The organism is Kiloniella sp. (assembly GCF_048259265.1).
GTDB lineage: Bacteria > Pseudomonadota > Alphaproteobacteria > Kiloniellales > Kiloniellaceae > Kiloniella.
The window spans coordinates 161662-174167 of the sequence record NZ_JBLXHT010000001.1 but is presented as its reverse complement, the minus strand read 5'-3'; the positions used below and the strand labels follow the sequence as shown (position 1 = coordinate 174167).

Here is a 12506-nt window from a genome sequence, read left to right as displayed (position 1 = left end):
AAAAAGTACTGTGAATTACCTTAAAACATTGATAGAACCTGCTCAACGGTGGTTAGCAACAGTCTTCGTTCACAGTGTTTCCCAGACATAATTCAGGAAAAAGTTTTTGTTTTTTGAGGGAATCCATTGAATCTGACTGACAGGCGTTGACAGATGCTCAGTGCCCGCTTATACACCGACCACTATTTTCAATAACCTTCCGGATAACGGAGAATTACAGTGAAGCGCACTTTTCAGCCGAGCGTATTGGTTCGTAAACGCCGCCATGGCTTTCGCGCCCGTAAAGCTACCGTCGGCGGTCGCCGCGTCCTAGCTAACCGTCGCTCAAGAGGTCGTAAGCGTCTATCCGCTTAAGACTATGATGCTCGAGGTCGGAAAGCTCAAAAGGCGATCCGAATTTCTTCGGGTAGCAGCGACGCATAATAAATGGGTCACACCCGGCTTGATTCTTCAAGCCATGCGGCGTCAACCTGAAAGCTCTTCTAACTCAGAAGAGCTTTATAGGTCTGGCGCTATTCGCATTGGTTTCACGGTTACCAAGAAAGTTGGTAATGCTGTAATCAGAAACCGGGTGAAACGTCGTTTACGTGCCGCTGCAGCAGAAATACTTTCCGAATATGGGAAAGCTGAACACGATTACGTTCTGATCGGACGAAAAACAACATTGTTTCGCCCATATGATGATCTTAAAAACGATCTAAAGATATCCCTACAACGGGTTAAAACAGATCGAAAGAAAGCATCAGGTCCCCAAAGACCACAGAGCTGATACCCGATTAACGAGAGGACACAGTATTGAAAATATTACGTGCACTCCTTTTAGGGTTCGTAAAGCTGTACCAATACGGAATCTCTCCCTATACTCCCGCAAGCTGCCGTTACCATCCCACATGCTCTGAATATGCAAGCGAGGCAATTGTCACGCATGGCGCATTACGGGGTGGTTGGTTAGCCCTGAAACGTCTTTCTCGTTGCCATCCTTGGGGTGGTTACGGTTATGATCCTGTACCAGAACCATCTGACAGCAATCATTGCGATGATTGTCATGTCACGAACAACCGTTGAGCCGATCACTGATGCAAAACGAAGATCAACGTAATATTCTTCTTGCTGTCGTCTTGTCCGCCGTCATTCTTTTTGGCTGGACCTTTGCACAAGAATACTTCTTCCCGCCAAGCCCTGAGCAAATTGCTGCCAGAGAAGCTGCACAACAGCAGCAACAATCACAAGCAAACATCGCTTCTGATAGCTCTATCCCCGAAGTACCAGGTGGAACGAATAACCTTTTGAAACTCATCGAAGGCCGTCCAAGAGAAGAAGCTTTGGCAGATGCAAAGCGGATCACAATAGACACACCAACTGTTGAGGGTAGTATTTCCCTCACAGGTGGTCGGATTGATGATTTGGTTCTCAAAAACTACCAAACAAGTCTTGAAGAAGACAGCCCGAACGTTGTTCTTCTCTCGCCAGCACAGACAAAGAATCCTTATTACGCGGATTTCGGGTGGATTTCTTCCGACAGAAATCTTGCCGTTCCAGACAACAAAACAACCTGGACGACAACAAACACAAGTCTGACACCAGTAAACCCAGTTATCCTGACATGGAACAATGGTTCAGGGCTAAAGTTTGAGCGAGAGCTTTCCATTGACGACGGCTACATGATCAGCATCAAACAACGTGTCGTAAACACATCAAACGACATCGTTGATTTAGCTCCCTACAGCCTTGTTTCGCGAACAAATACACCAGAAACTCTGGGATACTATATTCTCCACGAAGGTCCAATCGGTGTTCTAGGCGGAAGCCTGACAGAAGTCGATTATTCGGATCTGAAAGAAGATGGTAACGTTACTTTGCCGAGCACAGGCGGATGGCTTGGCATCACAGATAAATACTGGCTTACAGCCCTGATCCCCGATCAAAGCAAAGAAATCAGCACACGGTTTATTTACAGTGGCAAGAACGGTCCTGATCGTTATCAGACTGACTATTTTTACAATGTAGAAGCTGTCCCTGCTGGCGGAACACTTGAATTCAGCAGTAATCTCTTTGCTGGAGCCAAGGAAGTTCCTTTAATTGATCAGTACACTGATGACCTCGGCATTCAAGATCTTGATCTTGCTGTGGATTTTGGTTGGTTTTACTACATCACCAAGCCTTTCTTCTACGCCCTTCACTGGCTAACAAGCATTATCGGCAATGTTGGTCTGTCTATTATGGCTCTGACAGTTATCATCAAGCTTTTCCTTTTCCCCTTGGCAAACAAGTCTTATGTTTCCATGGCGAAAATGCGTAAGCTACAACCTAAGTTGGTTACTCTACGTGAAAAGTTTGGCGATGATCGCCAGAAATTAAATCAGGAAATGATGACCCTCTACAAGCAAGAGAAGGTCAATCCGATGGCTGGGTGTTTGCCCATCGTTATCCAGATCCCGATCTTCTTCTCTCTCTACAAAGTTCTCTTTGTAACTCTGGAGATGCGTCAGGCACCATTCTACGGCTGGATTCATGATCTGTCTGTTCCAGATCCAACCTCGCTTGTGAACGGCTTTGGCCTGTTGCCATGGGGAATTCCAGAAGCAGATACGCTGATTGCCTTCCTGAATATCGGTATCTGGCCTGTGCTCATGGGTATTTCCATGTTCTTACAGCAACAGCTAAACCCACAACCAACAGATCCTGTACAGGCAAAAGTGTTCCTGTTTATGCCACTGTTCTTCACTTTCCTTCTCGGAACATTCCCAGCCGGACTTGTGATTTACTGGACATGGAACAACCTGCTTTCCATTATTCAGCAAGCTGTGATTATGAAAAAAGCTGGTGTTCCTTTGGGACGCACGCCTGCAGAAACAAAAAGTTAACCCCCGTTTTTGCAAAATCGATCTTGAAAGGCCCTGACACTAAGTCAGGGCCTTTTCCGTTATTCCTTGCTGAAAGCAAGAACAAAGACTATTCATCACCCCGCTCTCAAATGTAATAGTATATTTTGCCCACGATAGAATGCTGGGCCTGAGATATAGGGCCAAAGGAAAGAAAAATGACTGACGATATTCAAAATTCCGGCAACCGCTTCGATAAACCCGAAGAGGATCCCGCGATGCTGGAAGCTGGTCGATTGCTTTTCGCAAAGCCCTGTGACTTTATCCTAGGTGCCACAAAAGATGAACACATTGGAAGCTATAACCTGCCAGAAATAGCCTTTGCCGGGCGGTCCAATGTGGGAAAATCAAGTCTGGTAAATGCGCTGACAGGACAGAAAACACTGGCGCGTACCTCGAACACTCCGGGGCGAACCCGCCAATTGAACTTCTTTGATCTTGGTCAGAAGCTTATGTTGGTTGATCTTCCTGGGTACGGTTATGCACAGGCTTCTAAATCTGACATTGCCTATTGGACAAACCTTACCCGTAACTACTTACGTGGACGGGCTGAACTCAAGCGTATTTTGCTTTTGATCGATTCACGGCATGGTGCAAAAGACAGCGATCGCCAAATCATGGATGAGCTCGACACCTGTGCTGTTTCCTATCAGATCGTCATGACAAAAACAGACAAGATCAAACCAACACCACTTGCAGAAGTTGAAAAGAAACTCACCGCCGAACTGGCCAAGCGTCCAGCAGCACATCCGCAAATTATGAAAACTTCATCCGCTAAATCACTGGGCATTGCCGAACTCAGAGCAAGCATCGCCGCACTTACGGAACAAGGTTGATAAACGTCCGTGTTTTCACCTGCGAAATATTTCGCTATAAGCTGTTAATCACATTCCTATCAAGCACCTTATTCCATACTTAACATAACGAATTCAAAGGTCACCAAGATGACAACCAAACATGCCAAGGACCCCAGAAAGTGGCTTAGAACAGCCCAGACAATTTCAGAGGCCTTGCCATTTATGCGACGTTATTCTGGCAGAAAAGTTGTCATCAAGTACGGTGGCCATGCCATGGGTGATGCAGATCTAGCCGACAAATTCGCCCACGACATCGTTCTGTTAAAGCAAGTTGGTATAAGCCCCATTGTCGTTCATGGGGGGGGGCCGCAAATTGGTGAGATGTTAAAACGACTTGCAGTAAACAGCGAATTTATCGATGGATTGCGAGTAACCGATGCCGAGACTGTTGAAATCGTTGAAATGGTTCTGTCTGGTAAGATCAACAAAAGCATCACCGCAGCAATTAACAAAGCTGGTGGAACTGCTGTTGGGGTTTCAGGAAAAGATGGAAGCCTTATTAAAGCAAAAAAACTACAGCGAACAATTAAAGATCAGGATTCAAATATCGAGAAGGTTCTTGATCTCGGATTTGTTGGTGAACCCGAAGAAATTAACCCTAACTTCCTTCTCGAGTTAGATAGATCAGGTATGATTCCTGTGATCGCTCCTATTGGCTACGGACCGAATGGTGAAACCTATAATATCAATGCCGATACAGCAGCTGGTGCCATTGCCGCTGCCGTTGGTGCGTCACGCCTATTATTAATGACTGACGTTGCGGGTGTCTTGGACAAGCAAGGAACGCTTATTTCAGAGCTCACAATGTCAAAAGCTGAAGAGTTAACACAAGACGGAACAATTAGCGGCGGCATGATTCCAAAGCTTGAAACCTGCCTGGAAACAGTTCGTGGTGGCGTTGATGCGGCCGTCATCCTTGACGGTCGAGTTGCGCATTCCATGCTGTTAGAAATATTCACCGATTGCGGCATAGGCACGATGATCAAAAAGGCCTAGAAATCAGTAAGGCTTCTTAATCAAATACTTTTTTTTGGGGGGGGGTATCAGCCCCCTGACAAAAAATCCACCGAGAGAAGTCTCAGGCAGGAAGTCAAGATTGGTAGTTACTGACTGGCTATTCGGCATCATCAAGATATAGAGTAACTTGCCAATCCAACTCTTTATCAGAGATCGGAGCTTCGCCATTCTCATCAGCTTTAATCGACTGTTGTGGTGGAATACCTGCTAACCGTAACTGAACAATATTTGCCAACTCCATAGAAAATCCAGCTTTCCAAACCAAGGCAACGACTGTTTTTGCGGCCCTAGAAAGAACCATTCTGCGCGCGACTAAAGGCGGTAAATCCGCAGCTTTGGCAAGAGCCTGAATAGCAAATTCACGGTCACCACAATGTAACCGCGTTGTTATAAGGTCTTCTGTCAACTTTCCCGATTTATACAGCTTTTCAACTTCGCCCTCTATTGCTTTCTCATCTTCAGAATCGATGCTTTCCTGGAGAACATTATCAACCTCCATCCGTTTACGAACTTCCAAACCAATTGCCGTAGAGACTTCTGGATCCATATCTGGCCTGTCTAATAAGTTCTCCAACAAAGTTTCAGCAACAAAACCAGCCAAGCGCTTCAAAGAAAGAGGCGAAAGTTTAGGACGTTTCACAAGAGGTTCGTGCCAAGCCTGAACCCCAGGGGCTTGTTCAACCAATAGATCCAGCGTTTCCTCACGTATTTGCGCCGATTGGTTATCAAGCATCGTAGCAATCGCGTCGTAATCTTTGGTTTCAACAATAGCATCTGTAATTTTTTCACCGAGATTGGAACGCCGGGAAATAGCTTTTAGCCGTGAGCCTCTCACGCCATCCCAGATTATTTTCAACAAGTCTTCGTCGGTTAAAATCGGCGAGGATTGCAGAACAGGAGATGCCACACTATCGATCTCATCACAGGCAAGTCTACGGACGATAGCAACAGGGATTGTGTCTAACTCTTTGACAGCGTCAGAAATAATTTCTCTAACTTTATCTTGCTGATCTTCAACTAGTATTTCGAGGGTTTTTATTACAAAGTCATATGCTTTTCTTTGTGTTTTCCGATCCAGCTCAGGTGCCAGCTTACCGATTTTCTCGGCAAGTTCCATACGAACCTGACTATCATTATCCTTTGCGAGCAACAAATCAGCTCGTTTCGGTGTTAAGGCGTTAGAGGCAATTGCCTGACGTACGTTGGCATTATCATCATCAGCTAAATAATAGAGGATTTCCGGCTGGATATCCTTGTGACTGGCCAATGACAACCTGACTTCGCTATCTTTGCTTTCAGCCATTTCTTTTGCGTCTTCATACGCCAACGCTGCTTGCATTCTTTTACCACCCTTTGACGAATCAGCTGATTTACTCATTAATCAACCTCATCATTATTTTCTTTGACGACATAAACGCCATTTTTGCCAGATCTTTTCACTCGGTACATGGCCTCATCTGCATGTAATAACAAATCGGACAGATTTGTATCATTCTGCGCCGAAAAAAGATATCCACCAACAGAAGCACTCAAAGACCACTTGGGGTCATCTTTTCTGGAAAACGCAGGAATAAGCGCATCCAAAAGATCTTGCGCTTTGCCTTGTGCCTCTCCTTCGGGAACAGCCGGTAAAAACAAGACAAATTCATCCCCACCCAACCGCGAGATCCAATCATTCCGCCTTGTTTTACTTTTTAAAATTTCCGCAAAGTCCTTAAGAACCTTGTCTCCTTCTTGATGCCCATAAGCATCGTTTACATACTTGAAATTATCCAGATCAAGATAGAGCAATAAATGTGTTTTTTCATCCCCCAGATTATCCTCGAGGAAACCATCTAACAGGTGTTCAAAGTGCCGCCTGTTCAAAAGCCCTGTTAACGGGTCTGTACTCGATAGAGCTTGGAGTTCTTTATGATGGCCGTATTGTTGCAGCGAAATACCAATTTGAACTTGTACACGCTCAAGAAGTTCACCTTCCCCAGGAGACCAAGAGGCTCGGTTCCCCTTACGCCACAGACAAGTAAATCCGTTTAACTGACCACGAAATTTAGTACAAACAGCAACAAGAATACCATCTGAACTGGTTTCCTGATAAACGGTTTCGCCCATTTCCATTGCAGCTTGTACCCGCGCAATCGCGTCCAGTTGTAGTGCTTCACCTTCCTCTGCAACAGCCTGCCATATATCGCCGTCAAAATGACTAATCATCACAGAATCTACGGGTAATGCCGGGATCAGACAATTTGCGACAGATACCAGCATTCTGATTGGCACCATTTCACTGCGCGCAATTTCCAAAATTCTATTATAGACACGTTCACGATGAATCTCGTTAGCCCGCAATAATTCATCATGACGTAGTTCTGTGATATCACGACAAAACCCTCGATTCCCGTGCCATATTCTACGATCTCCCCAAAGAGGCATCGACGTTACTAACAGGCACCGCTCATCACCAAAGCTATCTTTGACCCAAATTTCTTCCTCCTCGCAAGGAACCTTGCAAGAAAAGGGGTTAGTAACAATTGACGATGGATCAGCAAACAGGGTTTCTGCATCTGAACCTGACAACTCAGTAGAAGAAAATCCCAAACCTCCTTCGGGGGTAATAAAACTGATTTTTCCTTTTTTATCAGTCTCCCACGCGAAATCACACGCGGCCTCAAGAAGATCACGATAACGTTGTCTGGATTCAATCAACGCTGCGCGCAAGTTACGTTCAAGGGAAATATTACGCCCAAGCAAAAGCGCGGATGCCCCGTCAGACCAAGGCAACAAGGCAAGATCAAAAGCACCAAGGACACGGCTATCCTCATCCTTCCCTTCTCGCACGAGCAAAGGATTAACTTGTGCAGCTCGCCCACTTAATGCCGATTGCAGAGCATCGCGGTACTCTTCAGATCCCCCGCGTTTAATAAAGGTACACAGTAAATCAGCCTGTTCATTTGCACTGGAAACACGACCGTTTCTTTCAACGAAAAGAACCGCCCCAGGAAAATCTGCAAAGGGTCCGCCTGGAATGGTAACGCCCCATAGTTCCTTGTCGGTTTTATTTGGCAAATCAACACTCTTATTCATTTTCATCTTTCCTGTTGGAACCTTCGCGGCACCTCACAGATACTGTTCTGGGTCAAGTTTAAATCACCACAGTTAACACCGACTTAAACTTGTTATTTTGCATAATTAAATATTGTAAAAGCGATTCTTTCTTGGCTAATCATAAAAATCTGACTAGGCATTCTTATTACGCAGATGAATGTTCGACGATTGGAAAGTGAAAAATGGCGAGCTTAGACGACAGAGATGTCTGGTTATTTGATCTGGATAATACACTCTACCCAGCTTCGTCCAATTTGTTCGGGCAGATTGAACAGCGGATGGGAAGTTTTATACAAGAATTTCTTAATCTCGATCCAATTGAAGCCAAAAAAGTTCAAAAGGATTATTTCCATCAATATGGCACAACACTGAAAGGCCTTATGGTCAATCATGATCTGACACCCAACCGGTATCTGAATTACGTACACGATATCGATTTTGGTGTGATTTCACCGAACGAGGCACTCAATAAAGCACTTACAAATCTACCCGGCCGAAAGCTGATCTTCACCAATGCATCCAACATTCACGCATCAAATGTAATGGATCGTTTAGGGGTTAGTCATCATTTCGAAGAAATTTACGACATTGCAGATGCAGATTACATACCAAAACCATCACAATTCCCTTATGACGACATCATCAAGAAACATGGTATCGACCCCACCCGAGCTGTATTTTTCGAAGATTCTGCCAAAAACTTAAAGCCTGCGGCTGAAATGGGAATGACAACAGTCTGGGTCAAGACAGATATAGATTGGGCATCCGTGGGGGCAACCGATGATAAAGGGCAGATTGCTGATTTTATTCATCACCACACAGACGATCTCGTGAGTTGGCTGAATAATCTATGAAACCTGCTTCAAATTGGGAATAAACCCGCCCCAAAAGCCATAAATCGTATAACATCGGCTTCAGGGCCTGTAAGCGTTTGACAAGAGAATAACCTCTGCCGCATTGTCCCCACCAAAGCCGCGAGGGCTCAATCAGATAACAGTCGACGATGGGACGTGTCATTATGAATACTGATATCCAGAATAGCATTGAAAGTGCCTGGGAAAACAGAGACCAGGTAAGCGCAGCAACAACAGGTGAAGTTCGCGAAGCCGTAGACGAAGCACTTATGCTTATGGATTCAGGTCAGCGTCGGGTTGCAGAGAAAGGTCCTGACGGTTGGATCGTCAATCAATGGCTGAAAAAAGCTGTCCTCTTGTCATTCCGCCTCAACGATATGTCTCTCATCGCTGGTGGCCCCGGCGAAGCCACAAACTGGTGGGATAAAGTTCCCTCAAAATTTGAAGGTTGGTCCGGCGATCAATTTGCATCCGCGGGGTTCCGTGCTGTTCCCGGCAGCATCGTGCGCCGTTCAGCTTATATTGCTCCCGGTGCTGTCCTGATGCCAAGCTTTGTTAATCTAGGCGCTTATGTTGATAGCGGTACCATGGTTGATACTTGGGCAACTGTTGGCTCTTGCGCGCAGATCGGCAAGAACGTTCACCTATCCGGCGGCACTGGTATCGGTGGCGTTTTGGAACCGTTACAGGCTGGTCCAGTTATTATCGAAGACAACTGCTTCATTGGTGCCCGTGCCGAAGTTGCCGAAGGCGTTATTGTTGAAGAAGGTTCCGTTCTTTCCATGGGCGTTTATATCGGCGCATCCACCAAAATTATTGACCGTGAAACCGGTGAAATTTTCATGGGTCGTGTTCCAGCCTATTCCGTGGTTGTTTCTGGTACACTTCCTGGCAAGCCTCTTGCCGATGGAACACCGGGGCCGAACCTATATTGTGCCGTTATTGTGAAGCGTGTTGATGAACGGACTCGTTCAAAAACATCAATCAACGATCTTTTACGTGACTAACGAAGACCGGAGCGAAAATAAATGACCGTCGAGAACCCCGACTCTGCCTTAGAAGTCAGTCAGGCACTTATCAGATGCCCCTCTGTCACGCCTACAGAAGGCGGGGCTCTCGACCTCATGGAATCGCTTTTAAAGCCCTTGGGTTTTGAATGTCAGCGTCTGCCATTTAGTTGCGCAGAAACCTATGACGTTGATAACCTCTATGCCCGATTAGGAAATAGCGGCCCCGTGTTCGGGTACGGGGGACACACCGATGTCGTCCCTGTTGGTGATGCTAACGCCTGGAGTGTTGATCCCTTTGGCGGCACTATTGTTGATGACAAACTAATTGGGCGTGGCACTGTCGACATGAAAGGCTCTATCGGGGCCTACGTCGCTGCATTAACCCGTTTTATAAAATCACCTCAAGGTCAAAACCTAAATGGTTCACTAAACCTGATTATTACAGGGGACGAGGAAGGCGTTGGCCTAAACGGAACACGCAGAGTTCTCGACTGGATGACTGATAAGGGTGAGAAGATGGACGTCTGTCTTGTCGGGGAACCAACAAGCAATACTGTTCTTGGTGATATGGTCAAAATTGGTCGTCGTGGATCTATGAACTTCGCCTTAACCGTCCGTGGTGTGCAGGGACATACGGCCTATCCGCAGCTGGCTAGCAACCCGCTACATCCCGCCATCAACATGCTGCACAATCTGTTGCAAGAGCCATTGGATAGCGGAACAGAACACTTCCCGCCTTCAAGCCTTCAATTAACAACCGTTGACGTTGGTAATCCGGCGACAAACGTGATTCCGGCAGATATCACGGCAAATTTCAATGTTCGCTTTAACGACCTCTATACCTCAGACCACATTGAAGCTTGGGTACGCGAACGCCTACACCGGGCTGATTTTGACTATGATCTAAAAATTCGCGTATCCGGGGAATCGTTTTTGTGTCCCCCAGGTCCTTTCAGCGATCTGATCGGCACATCTATTCAAGATGTAACAGGTGTTAAAACTGAGCTGGGCACATCCGGCGGAACGTCGGATGCGCGTTTTATCAAAGATTACGCGACAGTTGCTGAATTTGGCCTCTTAAACGATACTGCTCATAAAGTAGATGAACACTGTACAGTCCAAGAACTCGAGAGTTTATCCAAGATCTATGAAACAATGCTTAGGGGATATTTCAAAGCGTGATCCCAACTCTCGCAGAAATAAAAACCAACCTAGGCGACGCTTTGCAGTATATGCGTTTTAACGGCGCACAGATAACGCAGACAACTGTGAATACAGAGGTCTTTTGGAAATCATTTTTTGCAGCGGTTCTTTGTATCCCCGGCACAATCTATTTAACGATTGCCCAACCGCTGGAACCAGAGCCAACTGTCGATCTTTTTGCTCTATTCCTTATTGATTCACTTTTTTATGTCATAAGCTGGATTGCCTATCCAATAATGATGCATCTACTGTTAATTCTGCATAAAAAAGAAAACTTGTTTGGCCAATTTATAATCCATTTCAATTGGCTACAAGTGTGGCAATTACTAGCTTTCACGTTATTGTTCTTTGTTTTACAAACAAATTACCTACCAGATTCTTTAGGGGCCTTTTTATACCTGACCATCTTATTGTACGTGCTTATGGCACAAGCTTATATGACAAAAACAACACTAGAAACTGGTTGGTTTTCAGCTACAGCCTTCGTCCTTTTTTATATCATCCTAGGGCAGGCAATACTCACTCTTAATCAGGACATGATGTATTTGTAGCAATCGACACAAAACCTAATTGTGTCCAATGCTCTTTAAGCTAAAGATCATCTAAAAACCACAGTAATCCTTTAATAAAGCCTATGGGGTAAGTCGTCTCATGTGTTGTTCCATCAATGACTTCACTCTTCATTTCGAAGCTTTCATAATTTCTTGAGGATAATTGGTCAGTAAAATTGTTTAAATCCTGGACCATGTCATTCCTCATTCCCTTTTTTAAAGTTTCGAGTTCCCCAACAGCAAAATAAACCTTAGCGGCCAAATCTTTATTTTCTTTTGCATAATTGTTCTCTACGCCAAGGATCATATTATCTTTAAACCAGAGTGACGGGCTTGTGAGAATGTAATGGGAAAACAATTCTGGTTTTGTAAATAAAACCCACGTACCAAAGGAACCACCCAATGATTGCCCTGTAAATATTCGAGTGCTGCTCGTTCTGTAATTTTCTTCCACCAACGAAATCACTTCTGCTTCTAAAAACTGTAGATATTTTTTTGCACCACCCGTTTGATATTTTACCCAGCTTTTATCCTCAACAGGTGTCAAATCCCTTACTCGACTGGACATACCGTTTTCGTTTTTGGCAAAAGAAATACCAACAAGAATTGCTTTATCTGGCGCAGCCAGACGCATAACACCTGCAGCGATTTGAAAAGGGTATGGCCCGTCGTTACTATATATTACAGGGTAATATTGCTGGATATTTTCATGATATCCCCTTGGTAATTGGATAAAAACATCATAGGTACGCCCCAAAATTGTTGACTTTACTTCATGAATTTCTGAACGCGGTATTTCGAAGGACCTTGGATCTTGCGCATGAACCACTTCAGTAAAAATCACACTAAAGAAAATGATAACTGTTTTGAGAAGGTTAAATTTCATTAATTGCGCCTTTTGGATTTATTCAAATAGAACAGTAACCTGAAGAGATTTATCTGAATACATATATTTAAATACTCAGTAAATAGGCTGAGTATAATCACATTGAGAAAGACGGAGCCTAAAAGGCATAAGTTTTGGTTTAGTTGA

General features: G+C 44.9%; 13 protein-coding genes. 10 read left to right on the top strand and 3 right to left on the bottom strand.

The window, feature by feature from the left end; all coding sequences use genetic code 11:
* Positions 1 to 219: 219 nt before the first annotated feature.
* From rpmH to argB, 6 genes are all read left to right on the top strand, one after another.
* Positions 220 to 354 (top strand): 50S ribosomal protein L34, encoded by a 135-nt coding sequence (gene rpmH, locus ACN0QW_RS00830; RefSeq protein WP_082113995.1) that lies wholly within the window; start codon positions 220 to 222, stop codon positions 352 to 354.
* Positions 355 to 358: 4 nt separating this feature from the next.
* Entirely contained in the window at positions 359 to 769 is a 411-nt protein-coding gene (gene rnpA, locus ACN0QW_RS00825) for a ribonuclease P protein component (protein WP_417427918.1), read from the top strand.
* A 26-nt stretch (positions 770 to 795) separates the two neighbouring features.
* The gene (yidD, locus tag ACN0QW_RS00820) at positions 796 to 1065 is read left to right on the top strand and encodes a membrane protein insertion efficiency factor YidD (RefSeq protein ID WP_417427916.1); all 270 of its coding nucleotides are present in this window, start codon (positions 796 to 798) and stop codon (positions 1063 to 1065) included.
* Positions 1062 to 2864, top strand: a complete 1803-nt coding sequence (yidC, locus tag ACN0QW_RS00815; RefSeq protein ID WP_417427914.1) for a membrane protein insertase YidC — start codon at positions 1062 to 1064, stop codon at positions 2862 to 2864. The genes yidD and yidC overlap by 4 nt, the downstream gene beginning before the upstream one ends.
* A 176-nt stretch (positions 2865 to 3040) precedes the next feature.
* Positions 3041 to 3718, top strand: coding sequence for a ribosome biogenesis GTP-binding protein YihA/YsxC (gene yihA / locus ACN0QW_RS00810; RefSeq protein WP_417427912.1), 678 nt, complete (start codon positions 3041 to 3043; stop codon positions 3716 to 3718).
* 108 nt (positions 3719 to 3826) lie between these two features.
* Positions 3827 to 4735: an acetylglutamate kinase gene (gene argB, locus ACN0QW_RS00805; RefSeq protein WP_417427910.1), complete on the top strand. Its 909-nt coding sequence runs from the start codon at positions 3827 to 3829 to the stop codon at positions 4733 to 4735.
* A gap of 118 nt (positions 4736 to 4853) precedes the next feature.
* Here the strand turns inward: argB and ACN0QW_RS00800 are convergent, their stop codons facing one another.
* Positions 4854 to 6134 carry a DUF2336 domain-containing protein gene (locus ACN0QW_RS00800; RefSeq protein WP_417427908.1) on the bottom strand — a complete coding sequence of 427 codons (1281 nt, stop codon included), beginning with the start codon at positions 6132 to 6134 and terminating at the stop codon, positions 4854 to 4856.
* Positions 6134 to 7834, bottom strand: coding sequence for a diguanylate cyclase (locus ACN0QW_RS00795; protein WP_417427906.1), 1701 nt, complete (start codon positions 7832 to 7834; stop codon positions 6134 to 6136). The genes ACN0QW_RS00800 and ACN0QW_RS00795 overlap by 1 nt, the downstream gene beginning before the upstream one ends.
* Positions 7835 to 8037: 203 nt before the next feature.
* Between ACN0QW_RS00795 and ACN0QW_RS00790 the strand changes: the two genes are divergently transcribed.
* The 4 genes from ACN0QW_RS00790 (at position 8038) to ACN0QW_RS00775 (ending at position 11473) form a co-directional block, all read left to right on the top strand.
* The gene (locus tag ACN0QW_RS00790) at positions 8038 to 8709 is read left to right on the top strand and encodes a pyrimidine 5'-nucleotidase (RefSeq protein ID WP_417427904.1); all 672 of its coding nucleotides are present in this window, start codon (positions 8038 to 8040) and stop codon (positions 8707 to 8709) included.
* 164 nt (positions 8710 to 8873) lie between these two features.
* Positions 8874 to 9716, top strand: a complete 843-nt coding sequence (gene dapD / locus ACN0QW_RS00785) for a 2,3,4,5-tetrahydropyridine-2,6-dicarboxylate N-succinyltransferase (protein ID WP_299372714.1) — start codon at positions 8874 to 8876, stop codon at positions 9714 to 9716.
* Positions 9717 to 9737: 21 nt separating this feature from the next.
* Entirely contained in the window at positions 9738 to 10901 is a 1164-nt protein-coding gene (gene dapE / locus ACN0QW_RS00780) for a succinyl-diaminopimelate desuccinylase (RefSeq protein ID WP_417427901.1), read from the top strand.
* Entirely contained in the window at positions 10898 to 11473 is a 576-nt protein-coding gene (locus tag ACN0QW_RS00775) for a hypothetical protein (RefSeq protein ID WP_417427899.1), read from the top strand. The genes dapE and ACN0QW_RS00775 overlap by 4 nt, the downstream gene beginning before the upstream one ends.
* 40 nt (positions 11474 to 11513) lie before the next feature.
* Here ACN0QW_RS00775 and ACN0QW_RS00770 read toward each other — a convergent pair whose 3' ends face one another.
* Positions 11514 to 12359 (bottom strand): alpha/beta hydrolase, encoded by an 846-nt coding sequence (locus ACN0QW_RS00770; RefSeq protein WP_417427897.1) that lies wholly within the window; start codon positions 12357 to 12359, stop codon positions 11514 to 11516.
* Positions 12360 to 12506 lie beyond the last annotated feature (147 nt).

What these genes read in the sequence shown, in the direction of transcription:
- rnpA (WP_417427918.1), top strand. Translation starts at nt 359, where the DNA reads ATGATGCTCGAGGTCGGAAAGCTCAAAAGGCGATCCGAATTTCTTCGG.
- yihA (WP_417427912.1), top strand. Translation starts at nt 3,041, where the DNA reads ATGACTGACGATATTCAAAATTCCGGCAACCGCTTCGATAAACCCGAA.
- argB (WP_417427910.1), top strand. Translation starts at nt 3,827, where the DNA reads ATGACAACCAAACATGCCAAGGACCCCAGAAAGTGGCTTAGAACAGCC.
- ACN0QW_RS00800 (WP_417427908.1), bottom strand. Translation starts at nt 6,134, where the DNA reads ATGAGTAAATCAGCTGATTCGTCAAAGGGTGGTAAAAGAATGCAAGCA.
- ACN0QW_RS00795 (WP_417427906.1), bottom strand. Translation starts at nt 7,834, where the DNA reads ATGAATAAGAGTGTTGATTTGCCAAATAAAACCGACAAGGAACTATGG.
- ACN0QW_RS00790 (WP_417427904.1), top strand. Translation starts at nt 8,038, where the DNA reads ATGGCGAGCTTAGACGACAGAGATGTCTGGTTATTTGATCTGGATAAT.
- dapD (WP_299372714.1), top strand. Translation starts at nt 8,874, where the DNA reads ATGAATACTGATATCCAGAATAGCATTGAAAGTGCCTGGGAAAACAGA.
- dapE (WP_417427901.1), top strand. Translation starts at nt 9,738, where the DNA reads ATGACCGTCGAGAACCCCGACTCTGCCTTAGAAGTCAGTCAGGCACTT.
- ACN0QW_RS00770 (WP_417427897.1), bottom strand. Translation starts at nt 12,359, where the DNA reads ATGAAATTTAACCTTCTCAAAACAGTTATCATTTTCTTTAGTGTGATT.